15 protein-coding genes are annotated in these 20,594 nt (G+C 70.0%); 9 read left to right on the plus strand and 6 right to left on the minus strand.

Annotated features, from left to right (window positions below; genetic code table 11):
• Window positions 1-778: 778 nt before the first annotated feature.
• Window positions 779-1,819 (plus strand): WD40/YVTN/BNR-like repeat-containing protein, encoded by a 1,041-nt coding sequence (locus QHF89_RS12700; protein WP_136968612.1) that lies wholly within the window; start codon window positions 779-781, stop codon window positions 1,817-1,819.
• 39 nt (window positions 1,820-1,858) lie between these two features.
• On the opposite strand, the gene QHF89_RS12705 is transcribed toward QHF89_RS12700, so the two are convergent.
• Window positions 1,859-2,980 carry a serine/threonine-protein kinase gene (locus QHF89_RS12705; RefSeq protein ID WP_136968613.1) on the minus strand — a complete coding sequence of 374 codons (1,122 nt, stop codon included), beginning with the start codon at window positions 2,978-2,980 and terminating at the stop codon, window positions 1,859-1,861.
• Between the two features lie 148 nt (window positions 2,981-3,128).
• Here QHF89_RS12705 and QHF89_RS12710 point away from each other — a divergent pair, with 148 nt between their 5' ends.
• Window positions 3,129-4,673 carry a short-chain fatty acid transporter gene (locus tag QHF89_RS12710; protein WP_136968614.1) on the plus strand — a complete coding sequence of 515 codons (1,545 nt, stop codon included), beginning with the start codon at window positions 3,129-3,131 and terminating at the stop codon, window positions 4,671-4,673.
• Window positions 4,674-5,156: 483 nt separating this feature from the next.
• Here QHF89_RS12710 and QHF89_RS12715 read toward each other — a convergent pair whose 3' ends face one another.
• The gene (locus QHF89_RS12715) at window positions 5,157-6,275 is read right to left on the minus strand and encodes a metallophosphoesterase family protein (protein ID WP_284720419.1); all 1,119 of its coding nucleotides are present in this window, start codon (window positions 6,273-6,275) and stop codon (window positions 5,157-5,159) included.
• Window positions 6,272-7,456, minus strand: a complete 1,185-nt coding sequence (locus QHF89_RS12720) for a hypothetical protein (protein WP_136968615.1) — start codon at window positions 7,454-7,456, stop codon at window positions 6,272-6,274. The genes QHF89_RS12715 and QHF89_RS12720 overlap by 4 nt, the downstream gene beginning before the upstream one ends.
• Before the next feature lie 91 nt (window positions 7,457-7,547).
• On the opposite strand from QHF89_RS12720, the gene QHF89_RS12725 reads away from it, so the two are divergent.
• From QHF89_RS12725 to QHF89_RS12735, 3 genes are read left to right on the plus strand one after another with little or no spacing between them, the layout of a single operon-like run.
• Entirely contained in the window at window positions 7,548-7,904 is a 357-nt protein-coding gene (locus QHF89_RS12725) for a hypothetical protein (protein ID WP_284720420.1), read from the plus strand.
• The gene (locus tag QHF89_RS12730) at window positions 7,901-9,070 is read left to right on the plus strand and encodes a collagen-like domain-containing protein (protein WP_136968616.1); all 1,170 of its coding nucleotides are present in this window, start codon (window positions 7,901-7,903) and stop codon (window positions 9,068-9,070) included. Before QHF89_RS12725 ends, QHF89_RS12730 begins: the two co-directional genes overlap by 4 nt.
• A 22-nt stretch (window positions 9,071-9,092) precedes the next feature.
• The gene (locus tag QHF89_RS12735; RefSeq protein ID WP_136968617.1) at window positions 9,093-10,367 is read left to right on the plus strand and encodes a tetratricopeptide repeat protein; all 1,275 of its coding nucleotides are present in this window, start codon (window positions 9,093-9,095) and stop codon (window positions 10,365-10,367) included.
• A 13-nt stretch (window positions 10,368-10,380) separates the two neighbouring features.
• On the opposite strand, the gene QHF89_RS12740 is transcribed toward QHF89_RS12735, so the two are convergent.
• Both QHF89_RS12740 and QHF89_RS12745 read right to left on the minus strand, forming a co-directional pair.
• Window positions 10,381-12,135 carry a hypothetical protein gene (locus QHF89_RS12740; RefSeq protein WP_136968618.1) on the minus strand — a complete coding sequence of 585 codons (1,755 nt, stop codon included), beginning with the start codon at window positions 12,133-12,135 and terminating at the stop codon, window positions 10,381-10,383.
• Between the two features lie 111 nt (window positions 12,136-12,246).
• On the minus strand, window positions 12,247-13,719 hold the full coding sequence (locus tag QHF89_RS12745; RefSeq protein WP_136968619.1) for a multicopper oxidase family protein: 1,473 nt from the start codon (window positions 13,717-13,719) through the stop codon (window positions 12,247-12,249).
• A gap of 97 nt (window positions 13,720-13,816) precedes the next feature.
• Here QHF89_RS12745 and QHF89_RS12750 point away from each other — a divergent pair, with 97 nt between their 5' ends.
• Both QHF89_RS12750 and QHF89_RS12755 read left to right on the plus strand, forming a co-directional pair.
• The gene (locus QHF89_RS12750; RefSeq protein WP_136968620.1) at window positions 13,817-16,603 is read left to right on the plus strand and encodes a hypothetical protein; all 2,787 of its coding nucleotides are present in this window, start codon (window positions 13,817-13,819) and stop codon (window positions 16,601-16,603) included.
• Between the two features lie 9 nt (window positions 16,604-16,612).
• On the plus strand, window positions 16,613-18,031 hold the full coding sequence (locus QHF89_RS12755) for a serine/threonine protein kinase (protein ID WP_136968621.1): 1,419 nt from the start codon (window positions 16,613-16,615) through the stop codon (window positions 18,029-18,031).
• A 21-nt stretch (window positions 18,032-18,052) separates the two neighbouring features.
• On the opposite strand, the gene QHF89_RS12760 is transcribed toward QHF89_RS12755, so the two are convergent.
• A complete protein-coding gene (locus tag QHF89_RS12760) occupies window positions 18,053-19,096 on the minus strand; it encodes a hypothetical protein (protein WP_136968622.1) in 1,044 nt (347 codons plus the stop codon).
• A 99-nt stretch (window positions 19,097-19,195) separates the two neighbouring features.
• On the opposite strand from QHF89_RS12760, the gene QHF89_RS12765 reads away from it, so the two are divergent.
• The gene (locus QHF89_RS12765) at window positions 19,196-19,849 is read left to right on the plus strand and encodes a hypothetical protein (protein WP_136968623.1); all 654 of its coding nucleotides are present in this window, start codon (window positions 19,196-19,198) and stop codon (window positions 19,847-19,849) included.
• Window positions 19,846-20,535, plus strand: coding sequence for a hypothetical protein (locus tag QHF89_RS12770; protein ID WP_136968624.1), 690 nt, complete (start codon window positions 19,846-19,848; stop codon window positions 20,533-20,535). Before QHF89_RS12765 ends, QHF89_RS12770 begins: the two co-directional genes overlap by 4 nt.
• Window positions 20,536-20,594 lie beyond the last annotated feature (59 nt).

Consider the following 20,594-nt stretch of genomic DNA (forward strand, 5'->3'; position numbering starts at 1 on the left):
GACCACGAGCGTTGCGATGGGCTCGTCCTCGAGAGGCTCCTCCCGAGCCGTTGCCCCTCGGCATCCTCGACAGGCGGCATCGGCCCCCGTCCTCGTCTGTTCCACGCCGCGCCGAGCTACGTCGTCGCCGCAGGTCATCGAGGCACGAAGCGGAACCAGGGTGCGTCGGCGCGACAGAGGAAGCGTCTTGCCGCCGGACACGTGGCGAGGCGTGTGCACCGGGCAAGGTCGAGCCTGAAGACAAGGGCCGGAGGCGGCCGAGGGTCCTCGTCGAGCTGCAAGACCTCACGCGTCCGCCCGTGATGGGCCTTGTCGAGGGGCCCATCCGCCAGCGTCGAGGCCAGCGTCAGGGGGGGCGGGCAACGTCCTTCGGGGGGTCGCCCGCGGGACACATCCGTTGCGACGCCAAACACGCGCCGTCGACGGCAGAGGGCACATGTTCGGCCAGATTCCGGGCCTCCGCGCCCCTCGCCGCCATAGGGTGGAGCTTGGGTCTCTCCTTGGGGAGGAGACCCCGGCTCGTGTTCGGGGTTCTGTCGATGGCCGTCTCGACGAGATGGTGCTGGGTTGTCCGGGAAACTGTGTTTCTGATTGACAGGAGGTCGGTGTCCTGGTTCCCCCGGAGACGGTCCAGACGATGACACCGTTCGTTCGCTTCTCTCCCTGGTCCGGCGCCCTCCTTTGCCTCCTCCTTCCGGCCTGCGCCCCGTCCATGACGCCGACGGCCCGGCCCACGACGGGCCCGTGTTCGAATGGAGGGGTCGTCCGGATGGAGCCAATGCGCTCGCTCGGTCAGGATCCGGCGCCCTTCCGGGTGGAGGGTCGAGCGCTGCGCCCCATGCGCGTCTGTGATGCGTCACGCCCCGTCGAATACCGCTTCGAGCGGGAGTCCTCGGGCACGACGGTCCCGCTGCGCGCGGTGAGCATCATGCAGAAGCGGGCCTTCGCCGTCGGTGATCGCGGCGTGGCGCTGCGGCGGGACGACGAGAAGGGCTGGCAGCGCGAAGCGACGGGCACCACCAAGGACTTGTTCGCGATGGTGCAGGTGCCGACGAGGCCCATGGCAGAGCCGGACATGCTCCTCGTGGTCGGCGCGCACGGCACCGCGGCCGCGCGTAGGGCCGATGGGACGTGGCGTATCGAAGAGACGGGCACGGACGTGGATCTCCTCGGCCTGTATCACGATCGGGCGCTCACGCTGGCGTTGGGCGCCGGCGGGGTGATCCTGCGGCGCTTCGACAATGGGATCGGGGAGGGGACATGGAAGCCGGTGCCTTCGGGCAGCACGGCCGACCTCTACGCCTTCCATGCGTGCCAGCCACACAGGTTGTGCGTGCTCGGCTCCGGAGGCGCGATCGTCGAATGCGACCAAGCGCAAACGGCCGGGGAGCTTTCATGCCATCCGAGGCCGTCCTTCGCCGGCGGGGATCTGCCGGCGGACTTCATCAATGTTTTTCATAGGGACCCGAACGTGGTGATCAGCAGCGAGATGACGGAGGTCGGGAGGATCCCGCTGTCCGTCTGGAAGCTGTGGCGTCGTGATGGAAGCTCCGCGCCGCCTGCGGAGGGGATGGAAGCGGCCTGGCAAAACAAATGGTCGGGCGACCACCTCGTGGTCGGCCGTGGCGGCGCGCTGTGGCACGGCGGGTGGGAGAAGGACCAACGGACTTTCGAGCGAATCAAGCTCCCTGTCCGCGAGGATCTTCACGGCGTCGTGTTCGACGGGGCCGATGGGTTCCTGGTGGGCGATCAGGGGACGATCGTGCACCTCGCCGTGGAGGGGCTCGGGACCGAGGTCATGGAACTCGTGGGCGGGTGAGGCGATGGCGCGCCGCGGCCGAGGTCGAGGGGCGCTCCCTCATCGCCGCGCCCGCTGCGTCGTCACATCCTCCCCGCTTCGTTCAGACACATCCCACTCGACGGAGTTCACGAATGGCACGGACTTCCACGAGTCGCCCAGCTTGGGCGAGATGACCTCGCGATTGGGCCCTCCTCTCACGGGCGCTCCGCCTCCTGCAGCCGCCGCAGGTTGCCTCTTCGTCGTTATGTCGAGCGTCACGGCGTCGCTCGCGTCGTCCTGCTCGTCGCGTACGGCTGGTGCGGATTCGACGAGCGCGCACAAAAAGTCTGCGAGCTCCGCAACGCTCCTGAAGCGCCGCTCACGGTCTTTCTGGAGGCATTGGCCGACGATGGCATCAAAGAGCGGCGGCAACGAGCGGTTGTGCGTCGAGGGCTTCATGGCGCGTTCCGGCGACAGGATCCGGAGCGCCATCTGGTTGAGGAACGGTGCATCGAAGGGAAATACCCCGGTCGTCAATTTGTAGAGAATGACGCCGAGCGACCAGATGTCGGCGCGGGCGTCGCTTTGCCGGGACGATTTCATCTGCTCCGGCGCCATGAATGCGGGCGTGCCGAGCGCGAGCTTGGTCTCGGTGATGTCCATCCGCTTCCCCTCAGCCTCGTCGACGAGCTTCGCGATTCCGAAATCGAGGACCTTGATCCACGGCTCGCCTCGCGGGCCCTTCGTGAGAAACAGGTTGGCCGTCTTGAGATCGCGGTGAACGATCCCGGCGTCGTGCGCCTCCTTGATCGCCTCGCACGCCTGGAGCACGTAGCTACACGCTTCCCGGAAGGGCAGGGGACCTCGGGCCTTCTCGACCGCCTTGAGGTCTTGCCCCTCCAGGTACTCCATCACGATGTAGAAGGCGCCATTCGCGAGGCGATCGATGTCGTGGACCCGGACGACGTGTTCACTCTTGAGCTTGGATGCTGCCCGCGCCTCGCGCCGGAAGCGCTCGACGGCCGTGCCGTCGGAGAGGACGTGCGGCAACATGAATTTGATCGCGCGGCGCTCGTGAAGCACCGTGTGGCGCGCGGCGATGATGATCCCCATGCCGCCCCGGCCGAGAATCCGCTCGACCACGTACTTGTCGGCAATGACGCTCCCAACGCGGACGTACGACTCCAAGCTTCCGGTCATGATGCACCTGCTTCGACTTCTGCGCGCCTATGGGTCGGTAGATACAAACAGTCGAGCACGACCGAGGAGCAAGGACCAAAATCCCGACGGCGGATCTCATTCGTAGACGAGCGCGACAGCCGCGCGCGAGGCGAGTACCCTCCGCCGTATGTCCGGTGCCGAGCTGCCGAGCTCCCTCGAAAAGCCCAAAGCGCTCTCCAACGCTCGGGGGCTGCGCTCGGACGGGCCGAGCCACGCCCCCGAACCCCCGTCCTCCAACGACGATCCGCCCGCGGGCGCGCTCGAGCGGATCGCGGCGCGGTTCACGGCGTGGGCCGAGCGGTGGATCCCCGACGCGTTCGTGTTCGCGCTCGTGGCCACGTTCCTCGTGGTGATCGCGGCGTGGGTGAGCCTGTCGTCGAAGCAGGGCGCAGCGAGCGCGGCGGCCGAGGTCGCGGCGATCTGGGGCGGCGGGTTCTGGGAGCTCATCCCGTTCACGTTGCAGATGTCGCTCGTGATCATCACGGGTTACGTCGTCGCGACGACGCGGCCGGTGTATCGGCTGATCCGCGCGCTCGCCGCCGTGCCGCGCTCGCCGCGGGTGGCGATCGCGTGGGTGGCGTTGTTCGCCATGCTGTCGTCGTGGTTCAACTGGGGGTTTTCGCTGATCTTCAGCGCGATGCTCGCGAAGGAGACGGCGCGGCGCGTGCGCGGCGTCGATTACCGCGCCGTCGCCGCGAGCGCGTTCCTCGGGCTCGGGAGCATCTGGGCGCAGGGGCTCAGCGGGAGCGCAGCCCTGCAGATGGCGACGCCGAGCGCGCTGCAGCCGGCCACGCGCGCGATCGTGGAGGCAGGTGGCAAGGTGCCGGGCGGCGTGATCCCGCTGTCCGACACGATCTTCCTGTGGCAGAGCCTCGTGTCCGTCGGGGTCGAGATCGTCCTCGTGACGGTGCTCGTGTACCTGTACGCGCCGTCCGCGGCGCGGGCGCGGAGTGCGGCGGATCTCGGGATTGATCTCGGGCGCTCGCCGCTCGACGCCGATGAGCCGCTGCGGAAGGCGACGCCGGGGGAGTGGCTCGAGCACGCGCCGATCCTGAGCGTGTTGTTCGTGCTCCTGGCCGGTGGTTACCTCGTGGGGTACTTCGCTTCGAGCGGGCAGGGGCTCAACGCGCTGAACCTCAACACGGTGAACCTGATCTTCCTGACGCTCGGGGTGCTCCTGCACGGGACGCCGGCGCGGCTGATGCGCGCGGTGAAGGAGGCGACGCCGGGCGTGTGGGGCGTGATCCTGCAGTTTCCGTTCTACGCGGGGATCGCGGCGCTGATCGTCAAGACGCATCTCAACGAGTCGATCGCGGGCTTTTTCGTGGGGCTCTCGACGCCTCGGACGTACCCGGCCGTCGTGGCGGTGTACTCGGCCGTGCTCGGGGTGTTCGTGCCGAGCGGGGGGTCGAAATGGGTGATCGAGGCGCCGTACGTGATGCAGGCGGCGCACGATCTGAAGGTGCATCTCGGCTGGATGGTGGCCGTCTACGATCTCGGCGAGGCGCTGGCGAACCTGGTGCAGCCGTTCTGGATGCTGCCCATCCTCGGCCTGTTCGGCCTCAAAGCGCGCGACGTGATGGGCTACACGTTCATCGTATTCCTCGTGCTCTTGCCGGTCGTGCTTCTGCTCGTGACCGTGCTCGGCGCGACGTTGCCGTATCCGCTCTGAACGGCCGAATGCGGCGACGCGCGAATCCGTTCCTTCATGTCGACATCCTGCGCCGTGTGACAATGGGCACGTTCTGTGAATGCAGAAGTGATCGCCGTGCATTGCAGAGATGCGATTCGAGGGGGGGAGGGCGCACCTAAGCCGTGGAAAGATCGAATCGATTCCATTGGCCCGCGGGTTGCTCTAGTCCTCTGCGAGCGCCTGCTCCGGCCCCCCCCCCCGCCGTCGAGTAGGCGCTCTTTTTTTATCCATCGCTCGACAATGTGATCAGCATTGCCGATGTGCGGTGGAGGCGAGGGCGTCTCGCACGGATGCAACGCCTCCTTGCAAGATTGCGATGTCGGAAGGTCGATCCGGCGTGGATCTTCGCGGAGCAGGGGGCTCCTGAGGTTGGTACGCGGGTTGCTTTAGTCCTCCGCGAGCGCCTGCTCCGGTTCCCCCCCCCCGCCGTCGAGTAGGCGCTTTTTCTTTTTGTTCGCGGGATCAATCGACGCGAACGATGGCCACTTGCTCGATCCTGCCGGGCGGCAGGACGTCGACCGTCAGGAAATGACGGCCGATGCCGTCCATCCGCTCCGGGATCGCGCCGCCGCCGCCCGTGATGTGCGCCGGGATGCCCGCGTTCTCGAAGGCGTAATACGAGTGGATGTGCCCGTAAAACGTGAGGTCGACCCCGCCCCGGGCGAGCTGCGCGAGGAGCTTGTCCGCCTCGGCCCGGCTCGCGAACGAGCCGTTGCGTGAGCCGACCGGATCGATCGGCACGATGTGCATCGTGACGACGTGCAAGCGGTCGCGGCTCCCTTCGAGCCAGCCGTCGAGCCACGTGTAGACGAGTGGATCGAGCGTGGCGCTCGCCGAGTCGATCATCGTGAAGCGCACGCCCCGGAAATCGAAGGTGTAGTTCCCGCGGCCGAAATACTCGTGGTAGAGGTCGTCCCGCGTGCCGAGCTCGTGGTTGCCGAGCGTCGCGTAGCACGGGAACACGAGCGTCTTCATCTCGCGCTGGAACGTTTCGAGCTGCTCGGGCGTGCCCTGCGCGGTGAGGTCGCCGCTGATGAGCGCGAAGCGGATGCCAGGCGTCGTGTTCATCTTCGAATAAATGTCCTGGACGTCGCCGATGGCCTCCTGGACGTCGGCGAAGACGGCAAACCGCCACGGGTCGAGCAAGGCCCGATCGGGCGCGGCGAGCGAGAGCGTGATCTCCTCGTTCGCAGGGAGTTCGAGGCGGAAGGTGCGCTCGGTGGGGAAGGGCGCGGCGACGATTTCGACAGGCAGGGGCGCGCCGGCCTTCGTGGCGGCGACGAGCTCCGCGTCGGGGAGGAGGTTTTCGATGCGAACGTCCCAGGCGCCCCCCTCGGCGGCGCCCGTGGTCAAACGGAACGAGAGCGTGGGCGCGGAGGCCCAGAGATGAAGCTCGCGCGGGCCGAGGCGGCGAACGGCGGCGAGGCCCTCGGCGACGTCGACGCGGACGGCGCCCTGCGAGGCGCGGCCGATGTCGAGATCCCGGCGGGCGCGGCCCTCGGCGACGTCGAGGCAAGAGGCGAAGAGCGGCGCAGCGGACGCGACGAGGAGCGCGGCGAAGAACGAGGCGATGGGCTTCACGGGTTCCCTCCATACCGAAAGAGGAGCGAGGCGCGGCCGACGAGCGCCGATCCGCCCTGCACGTCGAAGAGCGCTCCCCAGCGAGGCGAGAAGAAGAGCCGGGTCTGCGCCCCGAAATGTCCAGCGATGCCGCTGCCGAGGCCAGGGCTCTTCAGCCCGCCGGCGAAGCCGTCGTGGCGGTGCTCGTAATAGGCCATGGCCTCGCCGCGGGGGTATCCGCTGTGGCCGAGGTACATGCCGAACGCCATGCGGGGGGTGAGGAGATCGTTCGCCTCGACGCCGATGCCGGGGTACCGGTGCGCGGCATACGCGATGCCGAGGCCGAGCTCGGCGAAGGAGCCGCGCAACGTGGGGCCGATGCGGGCGAGGTCGAGCCGGCCGAGGAGGTTCACCTCGCCCGTCGTCACCGAAAACCCCTCGGTGCCGTAGCTGTGGTTCGTCAGGGCGACCTCGATGTCGAGGTACGAGCCGTCGCGCGCGCGTTCGCTCGTCGAGGTGCGGGGGCCGAAGAAGCGATACGCGGCGGAGATGCGGGTGCGGGCGTTCGTGTCGTCGAGCGCGAAATAGCCGAGCGCCGAGAGGCGGACCGAGCCAGCGCGGAGGTCGGCGCCGGGCGTGAGGAAGGCGTTGTAGGCGAAGTTCGGGTCGTGGACGAACATGACGCCGAGCTGGGTCTCGACCGAGGGCAAATAGACCGGGGGGCTGCCGGTGCCGCCTTCGGGCGCGAGGACGCCGTAAATGTCGGCGAGGGCCGAGAGGAAAAAAAACGCGGCGCCGGTGACGGTGCCGAGGATGATCGGGCCGATGAACCTGCGCGTCGCGCCGGTCGCGGCCGCGCCGCCGAGCCCGGCGACGATGAGCCCCGCCCCGAGGCCCTCGGCGCCGAGGAGCACGAGGCCGGTGCGGGTATGGCCGAGGACGAGGTGCCCCGTGCCATGCACGAGCGCGCCGGGGACGAAGGAGCCGGCGACGGCGAGGGCTTTGCGGCCGCTGCTTGGAGGCGGATTCGGCGGGGCCTTGGGTTCGCCGGCGGCCTGGGCTTTCGTGGCGGCCGGCGCGTCGGCGTTCCGCGGGGCCTCGTCGGCAGCGGCAGGGAGCGCGGGAAGGAAGAGGAAGGCGGCGGCTGCGAGGGCGGGTCCGTGTATCGAAGGCCGCCTCGAGGAAGCGATGAAGCCTGTCACGATCGCAGAGCTTAGCTGAAATTCGAGCTTGTCTTTCCAGCCTGAACGGCTGTTTAATGCTCTTCGGAGGCGTACCACCGCGAGGCCATCCATGAACCGGATGAAATACGGGGCTCTGTATCTCTCAGCGCTGCTCCTTTTGGGGATGGCGGCGTGCGGCGGCGACGGGTCGTCCACCACGCCGACCGGATCCACGGCCGGCACGGGCGGCGGCGGTGGTGGCGGCGGCACGGGCGGCGACGGCGGCACGGGCGGCGACGGAGGAAGTCCTCCCGTCCCGCCAGGGCCTCCCGGCACGGACACCGTGAGCGCCGGCAACGTGGTGAGGAGCCCGAGCTACAAGATGGTTTTCACGCTCGGGCAGCCGACGCAGAACCAGACGAAGACGACATCGCCCAGCTATCGGATGCAGGGCGGCCTCATTGGAGCGAACGGGAGCTTGCCATGAGCAACGGGATGATCACGCGCCTGATCTCGGCTTCGGCCGTCGCTTTCGCGCTCTCTGCCGGCGCCGCCGTCGCAGAGGCCGCGGTGCCGCAGACCATCACCCAGCAGGGCCGACTCTACGACGAAAAGAATGCCCCGGTGAATGGCACGCTCCAGGTGACGTTCGCGCTCTACGCCGATCCCGCGGCGGCCGATCCGATCTGGACCGAGTCGCACGACATCACGTTCGAGGAGGGGTACTTCTCGGCGAACCTCGGGACGGTCACGGCCTTCGACAAGAACGTCTTCGACGGCTCGGTGCGGTATCTCGGCATCAAGGTCGGTAGCGATCCCGAGATGACGCCGCGATCCCCCGTGCAAAGCGTGCCCTACGCGATGGTCGCGGGCGATGCGATCGGCGACATCCACCCGACGTCGGTCTGGGTCGGCGATACCCTCGTGATCGACGGCACGGGCAAGTGGGTCGGGGATCCGACGGGGCTCGTGGGTCCCATGGGGCCGCAAGGTCCCGTGGGTCCGACGGGCGCGGCCGGTGCCAAGGGCGCGACGGGCGCGACCGGTCCGCAGGGGCCGACGGGTGCGGCGGGTCCGACGGGTGCTGCGGGTCCGACGGGCGCGATCGGTGCCAAGGGCGCGACGGGTGCGACGGGTGCGACGGGTCAGACGGGCGCGACCGGTCTGCAGGGGCCGACGGGCGCGACCGGTCTGCAGGGTCCGAAGGGCGAGACGGGTGGGATCGGTCCGCAGGGGCCGAAGGGCGATACGGGCATCGTATCGGTCCGCAGCCTCGATGCGCCGGGCATTTCCGTGAACGGGGGCTCGCTCGTGTTCGCGTGGGCGGCGACGCCGGTGAGCGTGAACGTCGTCGCGGCCGCGCAACGGATCACGGGCTCGGCGGTGGCCATCCTCGGGTCGAGCTCGGGGACGGCCACGTCGGTCGGCTTTGGCCTCTGTTACCAGGCCTCCGGAGGTCAGATCATCCCGTTCTACCCGACCTCGTACACGACCACGGCGAGCATCTCGGCGCGCGCGCCGTTCGCCGCCGCCGGCACGGTGTCGGGCCTCGCGGTAGGGACGTACAGCGTCGGGTTCTGCGTGCGGAACGTCTCCGCGACCTCGCTGAACTCGAACGACGCGATCAACGGCTGGGTCATGGTGACCAACTGAGCGACGGGCGTCCTCGTTCGTCGTGTCCATCCTCTCGATCCTCGTAGACACGGTCACGCGCGCGGCGCACGCGTTCGCCCTCGCGATCGCGCCGCCGCTTTTCGCGCCCGAGCCCGGCTCCGGTTCGATCGGGGGCGCCCTCGTCGCGGCCGTGGTGCTCGCGGCCGTGGTGCTCGGCGCGCTCCGCCTCGCCGCCCGCGTCCGCTCACCCGAGGCGCGGATCGCCGCGGTCGCGCTCGTCCTCTCGGTCGTCGCGTCCCTCGTCGTCGGCGCGTACTTCCGCGGCCCTCGCGCGCCGCTCGGCCGCGGCGTGTTGTTCGTCGCCGTGCCCCTGTGGGTGGGGCTCGCCGCGTGCGCGGCGATCGTGGCTCCGCGCAGGAACGCGCGGCTCGTCGCGTCCGCCGTCGTGGCCCTCGGCCTCGTGCTCTTCGGCGCGTCGGCCGAGTGGCTCTTTTCGACGCCGCAGATGTGGTGGCAGACCGTGCTCCGCGACGGCGACGCGCGGCGCGCCCTCGACGTGATCACCGAGCCCCAGGCGCGGGCGCGTGATCACGCGGCTGCGCTTGCCGTCGTCGATCGGTGCCTCACGCTGAAGCCCGCGAGCTGCGCCTGCGCCTCGCGCCGTGCGTTCGTCGTGCTCCACCTCCGGGACATGCCGCGCGCGCTCGAAGCCGCGCAGGACGCCGCGGGCAGGTGCCCGGCCGATGCGCTCGCGCAGGCCGCGCTCGCCGCCACGCTTGCCACGAACGGCGAGGGGAAGCGGGCCGAGGAGGTCGCGCGCGCGGCGCTCGTGGACGCGCGCGAGCCGCTGCTCGACTACGCGCTCGCGCTGGCGCTCGATCAGCAAGGTCGGGCGGCGGAGGCGGTCGCGTCCGCTCGGCGGGCGTTCGAGGGAGGGGCCGGTCGTGACGCGGCCGTCCTGCTCGGCGCGCTGCTCATCCGCGAGAACGATCTCGACGGCGCGGAGAAGGTCCTCGCGCCGATCGCCAAGGAAGCCCCGAACGACGCGGAGGCGCTCTTCGACTTGGGGATCATCGCGGACAAGAAGAACGATTACAACCGCGCCCGGGAGCGTTACCTCGCCGCGCTGCGCGCCGATCCGGGCCTCACGGCTGCGCGCCGGAACCTCGCGCTGTTGACGCTGCGGTTTGGGATCTTCGAGGAGGCGAAGCACCATGCGCGCAAGCTCGTCGAGGCCACGCCTGGGGACGCGCGGAGCGTGGATCTCTTGCACCGCATCGAACTCGCGGTCCTCGAACGGTCCGCACCACGTCCCACGCCTGCGCCTGCGCCCTGACGCACGACCGCCCTCAGCGATAGGGCCCGAGACTCGCCGCGCCCGCGAGCGAGGCGACGGCAGCGGCGAACGCGTCGGCCGTGGCGAGCATCTCCTCGGGGTCCTGCACGAGCGGCAAACGAACGCCGAGGCGTGTCTCTTCGAGCAGGGGCTCGCGCCCCGTGGCTTTGGTGAGCGTCGCGCTCCACGAGGCAGGAAGCTCGCGCTCGGGCCGCGGCGACCAGAGCCGGCTCTCGGCCGGGCGCTCGCCCTCCCAGCGGTGATCGAGCGACAGGGGGATCCCTGCGCGGGAGAAGTTCTCCACCGCGAGATCGCCGACCCGGAGGCGCGCGCCGCGCTGCGCGGCGAAGTGCTGGAAGGCGGGAAGGGCCGGCGCGAGCGCGGCGGGCGGGGGCAACGTGGCGATCGCGTGCGCGAGGCGGTGCGCGAGCAACTGGGCACGCGCGAGGAAGCGCTCGAGGCCTGCGACCTGGTAGACGCCGCCTTTCTGCACGACCACCGTGTGTTCGTCGTCGAGGGCGGCCTCGTCGAAGACGTCGAGGGCCTCGTGCACCTCGGCGCTGAGCAGGCGGGCGGCCTGGACGGGCTCGCGCGCGCGCACCGTGAAGCGCTTCGCGAGGCGTTTGTCCAGGCCGGGCAGCTTTGCGCCGAAATCGGTCCAGCGCCGCTCGGCGAGGCGCAGATCGAGGCCGAGGGCGGGGAACGAGAGCTCGGCGACGACGCACGGACCGAGGCCCTCGCGATGCTCTTCGGTCACCTCGATGCGGATGCCTCGTACGTCGAGGACGAGCACGGCCTGCTCGGGATCGAAGTCGACGACCGTGGCCCCGGCGGCGCGGATGGCCTCGGCGGCTGCGCGCCAGACGGAGAGGTGACGTTGTTTGCCGACGAGCGGCAGGCCTTTCGTGGGCTTGCGTAGGCCTTTCTGGCGCTCGACGGCGACGGGCACGCGCAGGGAGAGATCGCGGCCGAAGGCCACGACGGCGACGACCTCGAGCGCGTAGTCGACGCGGATGAACGGGGAGTGAAAGGTCGGCACGAGCTCGGCGGGGATGCCGATGCGGAAGGGGATCGAGGTGCCTTCCTCGGGCGTGCCTTCGAAGAGGGTCCACGTGCGTCGGTCGACCTCGGCGGGGCCGGCGGTGCTCGTCACGAGCGCGGTCTCGATCGCGCTCGTGGCGAGCTCGATGCGCCGGAGCTTGCGATCGCCGAGGCCCGTCAGCGCGATGGCGCCCGTGAGGCCGCCGTGGACGGGGAGGCGTTGATCTTCGAGGGAGAGCTCGATCACGGGGTCTTCGCCGCGGTGTTCGCCGGCCTGGCTCGTGAACACGCGCGGCTCGGGGGGCGCGGCCCGCGTGGTCGGCACGCGGATCGGGATGACGTACGTTTCGTGTCGATCGGGCCACCACGGGATGTGCACGTGGACGGAGATTTCGTACTCGATCGTGCTGTATCCGCTGCGGTAGGTGGGCGGGAGGCCGTGCGGGAGGGGGAAATCGATCGCCTGGTCCAAGGTCCCCGGCTGGAGGACGCCTGCGGGAAAACGCTTCCCGAGCCGCACGATCTCGCGGCGATGGTATCTGCGGGTGCGGGTCTTGCCGCTGGAGGAGGTGCGTTTGTAGCGCGACTCGCGGCCCACGAGCTCGACGTCGATCGCGTCGAAGGGCGTCTCGGTCTTGGATTTCAGGTGAACGTGAACGCGGAGCGTGTCGCCGGCGGTCGGCTCGGCGGGGTCGAGGTACACGGTGACGTCGGGGCGGCTGCGCATCGGGGCGAGCCATCATCCACGAGGAGAGGGCGGGGGCACAAGGTCGAGGGCGCGGGCCCGGCCACGGAAACGTCCGCGGGCATAACGTGGCGCCCCCCGGCAGCCGGCCCGTCAGTGCGCGGAATGCCCGGATCCACCTTGCAGATCGAGCATGCCCATCATCCCGGCGTCGGCGTGATCGAGGATGTGGCAATGAAACATCCACATCCCCGGCCGATCGTCGTACCGCACGGCGAAGCGGCCCGTGCCGTCGACGGGGACGTTGACCGTGTCCTTCCACTCCATCGGGTGGATCGGGGCGAGCGACGCGTCGAGTGGTTGGAAGAAAAAGCCGTGCAAATGGAATGGGTGGTCGAAGTCCATCGTGTTTTTCACGGTCCATACCTGCGTCTCGCCCACCATTGCGGGGACCGGCACGGCTTCCCACGAGGGCACGCCGTTGATGCCCATTACCATCTTGCCGTCGACCTCGCCTTGCGTGAGGTCGAGCGTGATGGGCGTCGCGCCCGCGAGATCCAGCGGCGTGATCACGCGATCCGTCTTCGGTCGCGGCGTCTCCGTGACCTCGGCCTCGTCCGTGAGGCGCACCCGGAAGACCTCCTCCTCGGGCCGGTTGAACGTCGTTCCATAGCCGCGATCATAGGGCACCCAGCGCACGGCGAACGTCGATCCGGGCGCGCCGCGGGGCACGACCAGCACGTCGGCGCGCTCGCCCGGCGCGAGCACGAGGGCCGCGGACTCGACGGGCTTCTCCATGAAGCCGCCGTCGCTGCCGATACGCGTGAAGGTGTGTTCTTTCATCGCGAGCTGGAAATATCGGCTCTTCGCGGCGTTCACGAGCCGCCACCGCTGCCGCCGGCCCGCGCGCGCCTGGATGACCGGGTTCTTCCGGCCATTGACCAGCAAGAGATCACCCTCGCGCCCGAAGAGCGTGCCGAAATCGAGGCCCGTCTGCGGATCCTGGAGGGAGCCGTCATCGCGGATCGCCATGTCCGAGAGCACGAGGACGAGCTCGTCGCCGAGATCGGCGGGCTCGGTCGGGTCGTCGACGAGCAGCGCGCCGTAGAGGCCAAAGCCGAGCTGCGCGGCCGAATGGACGTGCGGGTGGTACCAGAAGAGGCCCGCGTCCGGCAGGACGAAATCGTAGGTGAACGTCTCGCCCGGCTGGATCGCCGGCTGGCTGTGCTCCGCCGCCCCGTCCATCGCCGCGGGGATTCGTAGCCCGTGCCAGTGGATCGTCGTCGGCTCGGGCAGCGTGTTGCGGAAATGCACGATGAGCCGATCGCCCACGTTCGCCCGCACGAACGGCCCGGGGATGCTGCCGTCGTAGGTCCACGCGGGCGTCTTCAGGCCGGCGACGAGCTCGAGCTCTTCGATGCGAGCTTCGAGGTCCATCTCGAAGGTCTTTGGATCGATGTTTCGGTCCGTCGCGGGGCGCATGGCGACCGCGGAATCCCAGCCTTCGGGCTGCGCACCCGGGTCCGGGCCACCGCAGCCGAGGCCGAGGAGCCCGAGCAGCACGAGCGGCGCTCGGCGGCGCGGGAGATGTGTTTTCCGGGGCGCGGCGAGAGGGAGCTTCGACATCGCAGGAGCGAGCATCCGCCGAGCCCCTCACGAATGCAAGCCGCGGCGCGACGGCGCGTCTTGCGAGCGAAAGGCATCTGCTCGTAGGATGCCCAGGATGTCGGTCCACGTCTCCGGCTCGGCTGTCGGGCCTCGCCACCTGCGCCGCTCTTCGATGATCGCGCGCGGGGGACGGGCGTGGACGTTCGTGTTCGTTTCGCTGTCGATCCTGCTGCTCACGTACGGGTGCGTCTCGCCCGATCGGCCCTACGGCGAGGGCCCTCCGGACGGGGGCACGGCGGGGCAAGGCGGCGGCGGTATGGGCGGCGGGGGCGGGCAGGGCGGCGACGCGAACGGCGAGCCGTGCAGCGACAGCCTCGCGTGTGGATCCGGCTTCTGCGTGGACGGCGTTTGCTGCGACGCCGCGTGCACGGGCACGTGTGTGTCTTGCAAGGCGGCGGATACGGGGCAGTCGAACGGCACGTGCGCGCCCGTGATCGCGGGCTTCGATCCCGAGAGTGAGTGCGCGGACGAGGGCGCGTCGTCGTGCGGGCACGATGGCTCCTGCGACGGCGAGGGCGCGTGCGCGCTCTACAAGGCAGGGACCGAATGCGCGCCGCAGTCCTGCGTCGATCAAACGAAGGTGCTCGCGAAGACCTGCGACGGCGCCGGCACCTGCATGGACACGGGGACGGTCGATTGCGCGCCGACCGCCTGCGTGAACAACGTGTGCGCGACCGACTGCACGAACGACGACGCTTGTGCGGCCGGGAAATACTGCGATGGGGCCTCGGGGGAGTGCCTCGACAAGAAGGCCATCGGCGAGGCGTGCCAGGGGAACAAGGCGAACCAGTGCGCGAGCGGCTTCTGTGCGGACGACGTCTGCTGCGACGCGGCCTGCGAGGGCAACTGCGAGGCGTGCACGGCGGCGCTCACGGGCGGCGCGAACGGCACGTGCGCGGCCATCCTCGAAGGGACCGATCCCCACGGGGATTGCCTGGATCAGGGCCCGAGCTCGTGCGGGAACGACGGCACGTGTGACGGCAAGGGCGCGTGCCGCAACTACATGGCGGGCACGATTTGCGCGCAGGGCGGCTGCGCGGGCGGCGTCCAGACGAACCCCGACACCTGCGACGGCATGGGGAGCTGCGTCGACAAGGGCACGGCGAGCTGCGCGCCGTATGCGTGCGCCGGCGAAGTCTGCGCCTCGATGTGCGTGATTGACGTGCAGTGCGCCGCGGGCCAGTACTGCGCCGCGGGCGCGTGCGTGCCGAAAAAGGCGGCGGCCGCGAGCTGCGGCGGCGCGAACGAGTGCGCGAGCGGCTTTTGCGTCGACGGCGTCTGCTGCAACACGGCCTGCGGCGGCACCTGCCAGGCGTGCTCGACCTTGAAGAAGGGCTCGGGCGCGAACGGCGTCTGCGGGGCCATCGTGGTCGGGACCGATCCGGACAGCGAGTGCCTCGATCAAGGCGCGCCCTCGTGTGCGACGAACGGCGTCTGCAACGGCGCGGGCGCTTGCCAGCTCTACGCCGCGGGCACGGTCTGCATCGCGTCGAGCTGCACGGGATCGACCCAGACGAACGCCGACACCTGCAACGGCATGGGCGCGTGCGCCGACGGCGGCACGAAGGCGTGCGCGCCCTACGCCTGCGGCGCGGGGACCTGCAAGCAGACCTGCGTGGCCGACGCCGACTGCACGTCGGGCAACGCCTGCGTGAACGGCATCTGCGGCACGAAAAAGCCCCTCGGCACGGTCTGCGCGGCGGCGAACGAGTGCCAGAGCAACTTCTGCGTCGACGGCGTCTGCTGCGACACGACCTGCTCCGGCCTTTGCCAGGCCTGCTCGGCGGCGAAGAAGGGCGGCGGCTCGACGAACGGCACCTGCGGCGTGATCCTCGTCGGCACCGACCCGGACAACGAGTGCACCGATCAGGGCGTGATGACGTGCGGCACGAACGGCTTCTGCAGCGGCATGGGGAGCTGCCAGCTCTATCCCGCGGGCAGCGCGTGCGTCGCGGCCTCGTGCTCGGGATCGACGCTCACGAAGGCCGACACGTGCAACGGCATGGGCGCGTGCATCGACGCCGGCACGCAGCCCTGCAGCCCCTACACGTGCAGCGGGAGCGCTTGCAAGGCCTCGTGCGCCGCCGACGCCGACTGCGCCTCGACGTCCTACTGCGTGTCGCAAGCCTGCGTCGCGAAAAAGGGGACGGGCGCGGCGTGCGCTGGCACGAACGAATGCGCGAGCGGCTTCTGCGTCGACGGCTTCTGCTGCAGCACCGCGTGCACGGGCCTCTGCCAGGCTTGCTCGGCGGCGAAGAAGGGCGGCACGAACGGCGTCTGCGGCAGCATCACGACCGGCACCGACCCGGACAACGAGTGCACGGCCGCCGCGGCCTCGACCTGCGGCGCGAACGGCTTCTGCGCCGCCGGCGCTTGCCAGCTCTACGCCTCGGGCACGGTGTGCGTCGCGGCGAGCTGCACGAACGGCGTCGAGACCAAGGCCGACACGTGCAGCGGCACGGGCACCTGCACCGACGCCGGCACGAAGGCCTGCAGCCCCTACGTCTGCGGCACGACGGCGTGCAAGACGACGTGCGCGGTGAACGCGGATTGCGCGGCCGGGTTCACCTGCTCGGGCGGCACGTGCACGGCGGCGGGGGCGCTGCCGCTCGGCTCGGCCTGCTCGACCGCGGCCCAGTGCACGACGGGCTTCTGCGTCGACGGCTTCTGCTGCAATTCGGCCTGCGCCGGGACGTGCATGTCGTGCAGCGGCGCGAAGCACACGTTCGGCAACGGCATTTGCGCGGCCATCCTGGAGTACACCGACCCTGACAACGAGTGCGCCGACCCGACGATTTGCTGCGGCGGCACCTGTATGAGCCCGCTCCTCTGCCCCATCTAGCGGATCCCGATGAAGCTCGAAGAAGGCGCGATCATCGACGGAAAATACCGCATCGTCCGGTTGCTCGGGCGCGGCGGGATGGGGGTCGTGTACGTCGCCGAGAACCTGCGGGTGAAGCGCCAGGTCGCGATCAAGGTGCTCTCGCGCGCCGCGACCGAGCTGCACGGCGACGCGCTCGTTCGCTTCGAACGCGAGGCGCAGGCGGCCGGGCAGATCGGCTCCGATCACATCGTGGAGGTCCTCGATCTCGGCACGACCGAGCAGGGCGATCGCTTCATGGTGATGGAGCTGCTCGAGGGCGAGACGCTGAAGGAGCGCGCCAAGCGCGGGCGGATCTCGATCGACAAGATCGTCGAGCTCTTCCGGCAGCTCCTCGACGGCCTCGAAGCCGCGCACGCCGCGGGCATCATCCACCGCGACCTCAAGCCCGACAACGTCTTCCTCCAGAAGAAGAAGGCCGGGCACGACGACTGGGTGAAGATCCTCGACTTCGGCATCTCGAAGTTCTCGGGCATGTCGGGCGAGGCCGCGCAGCACACGCGCACCGGCGTCGTGATGGGCACGCCGTTCTACATGAGCCCCGAGCAGGCGCGCGCGGCGAGCTCCGTCGACGCGCGCAGCGATCTCTACACCGTGGCCGTGATGCTCTACGAGATGCTCACGGGCCAGGTGCCCTTCAGCGGCGAGACGTTCGCCGAGCTGATGTTCAAGATCGTCTTCGAGTCGCAGCCACACCCGAAGGCCGTGAGCCCGATGCTCGACGACGAGATCTGCGGCATCGTGGTCAAGGGCATGCACCGCGATCCGGCCGCGCGCTTCCAGAGCGCCGACGAGTTCCGCGTCGCGCTCGCCGCCTGGGAGGAAAAACGCGCGAGCGGGCAGCTCAAGCGTTCGCCGCTCCCTTCGGTCTCCGATCTCTCCTTGCCGCCGCGTTTGGGCGTGGCCACGCCCGAGCCGCCGCCGGTCTCGACGCCGCTCGGCGCGGGTGCCCTCGCCGGCCCGCCGAGCAGCCCCTCCGACCCGGGGTCGTCGCCGCCCAACAGCGCCTCGCTGACGCGGCAGACCTGGGCGCAGAGCGAGCGCGCCTCGGTCCCAGCGGGCAAACGCAAGGGAGGGCTCGTCGCCGCGGGCCTCGCGGTCGTGGTCGCCGTGTCCGCGGGCGGGGGGTACATCGTTCTCCGCGGCGGCTCCCGGGTCCCGGAGGCACCTTCGAGCGCCGCGGCCGCCCCTGCACCCACGCCCGAGCCCGAACAGGCCGCCCCGGCGCCCTCGCCGTCGGCCTCGGCGGCCACGATCGCGCCTCCGGCGAGCGCCTCTGCCGCGGCCAAACCCGCCTCGACGTCGAGCGCCGCGCCGGCCGTGACGACCCAAGGGGCGGCCACGAAGAAGAGCGTGACGAAGAAGGTCGTCACGGACTACGGGTATTGAGCGGGGGTTGCCCCGTAAAACCTAAAACCGACCGACGACCCCGCCGCCCTGGGGCCCGATCCACGGGGTCACGAGCGCCTTCGACGGCGCCTTCCCAGGCGTTCCTTTCGACACCACGAACAGCACGACGCCGGTGACCGTCAATGCGCCGCCCGCGGCGAGGCCGATGACGCCGATCGTCCCTTTTTGATTCGCGTCCTCGTCGAGCGCGCGCACCGCATCCGCCGGTGGTCCCCAGCAGCCGGCGCCGCACGTGTCGAACGCCTCGTCCGCCTCCGCCCGTTTCGCCAGCGACAGGCCCCCGAAGACGCCGCCGGCCCCGAGCCCCGCCACGCCGAGCCCCATGAGCACGACCCCCGCGATCCGCCCCGGGCTCGTCTTCCCGGGCGGCTGCTCCCGCCCACCTGCGGGCCCCGTCGGCCCCACGGGCGTGCGCACCGGCGTGATCGGCGCGGCGCTCGCCACGGCCGCGAGCTCCAGCACGACGGCCGCTTTTTCCCCCTCCTTGATGGTCACGCTTTTCTCGGGCGCCGCCATGCCCTCGGCCGTCGCGCGCAGGACATGCGTGCCGGGATCGATCGGGCTCGGGATGCCGAGGAGCGCCGCGGGGAGCGGCTTTTCATCGACCGTGACGACGACATTTTTCGCCTCGGGCGTGGTGCTCACCTGGAGGGACGGGATGCGCGGCGAGAGGTCGGCGAGCTCTTTCTCCGCGTCGGCCTTGGCGTTCCTGAACGCGGCGGGCGCCTTCGGGCCGAGCTCCTCGCGCACGATCGAGAGGTAGGCCTCCTTTGCGAGGACGAGCTTTCCAAGGGCCGCATACGAGCGCGCGAGCATGAGCACGTGGGTCGGCGCGTGGAAGAGCGCCTCGGCGCGCAGGAACATGTCGACGGCTTCGGCGTAACGCGACGCCTTGAACGCGTTCGTGCCGTTCTCGGCGGCGGCGCGGGCCCCGGCTTTCGCCTCGGCGCTCGCCGTGGGCTCCTCGGCGCGGACGGGCGAGGGCGCGAGCGTGGCGCTCGCGAAGAGGCCTGCGGCGAGGAGGGCGCGGGCGCCGAGCTTCATGGGGGGTCGGAGTCTACGTGAGACGGCGCGGATCTGGCAAATTGTCCTTTACGGGGCGCGGAGGCAGTGCGAAAACATGCAATTGCAGAGGAGCCGCGTATGGCGATGGCGAGCCCGTGGGGCACGAGCAAGGCAATCTTGGCGGTCGGGTCCCTCGGGATCCTGGCCGGGTGCGGCAGCTACACGTCCGACTACGTGCCGCCGCAGGACGGGCGCGCCCGTGTCCTCTGGCAAGACGATCACGTCGTCGCCTCGCTCCCGAGCGAGATCTCCGGCATCAACTGCAGCGAGGCCGTCCGGAACCTGCCGGCGGAGCCGCAGCAGTATTCGTCGTATTACGGCGGATCGACCGGCGTGGTTTATTATCGTCCCTGGATCGTCGTGCGCCCCTCGCCCCTGGTGATCGTGGGATCCGGCAGCGGCTCGACCACGCCTCGGGCCATCCCCCGGACAGCGGCGACCCCAAGCGTCGCATCGAGCGGCGGCTCCAGCAGCATCAGCGGGGGAGGCGGCGGCGGCAAGAGCAGCGGCGGAGGCGGGGGAGGCGGCGGCGGCGACCTGGGCAAAGCCGCGGTGGTGCTCGCCGTCGTGGCACTCCTGACGCTCCCGATCATCACGCTGAGCCTCGGCTTCACCCGGCCAGAGCCCGAGGCCGACGTCGCGAGCGCAATCGACGAGGTCAATGCCTACAACGACCTCGCGCGCCTGCCCGACTCACCTTGCGCGGCCCGGCCCGCCGGAGGACTCCAATGAGCACACGGCACGCCTTCGTGATCCTCGGGCTCTCGGCAGCCGCGCTCGCAGGCTGCGGCTCCGGGTTCACCACCGTCGAGCCGCGCGTGCTCGCCCCACACGAGCTCACGCTCCGCTACGAGAACGAATTCCAGGTGCATTCGCCCCAAGGCCTCGTCGCAACCGGCGTGCGATATCGAGGCCTGGCCGACTACGTAGCCTGCGTGCCCGACGCCGAGCGGCACGCCCTCGCAGCCGAAAGCGCAGGCGACGCCGCCGTAGGGCTGACGATCGCAGGCCTCACGCTCGGCGTGGGCGGCATGGCCGGCCTCGCAGGGCTCGCCTACCAAAACGACCCCGATCTCATGTGGGGCCTTTTGCTCGGCGGCATCGGCGTCGAGGCCATCGGCCTCATCATGACAGCCGTCGGTCGCGCCACGAAGATCGACGCACACGGCAACGCCGTCGACGCCGTCAACTATTACAACGACGCCGTGGGCAGCCTCGGCGGTCGTTGTGGTCCACGCGGCGCCGAAATCCCACAAACGCAATACATCGATCCACCAGCCGCACCCGCCCCCATCTATCCGGTTCCCGTCCAACCCGAAGTGCCCATGCTCCCCCCCGCATTGCCGGAGCCCGACGGAACCACCCCCCCGCAGCCCGCAGATCTGCCGCCCGAACGAATCATCCTCGACAATCCGTGACCTAGCAGCCGCCGCGCCGCACCCGGGGCTCCGCCCCGGACCCCGCGGGGGGCTGTCCG

This window comes from Polyangium sorediatum (assembly GCF_029946465.1).
In the GTDB taxonomy this organism is placed as follows: domain Bacteria; phylum Myxococcota_A; class Polyangia; order Polyangiales; family Polyangiaceae; genus Polyangium; species Polyangium fumosum.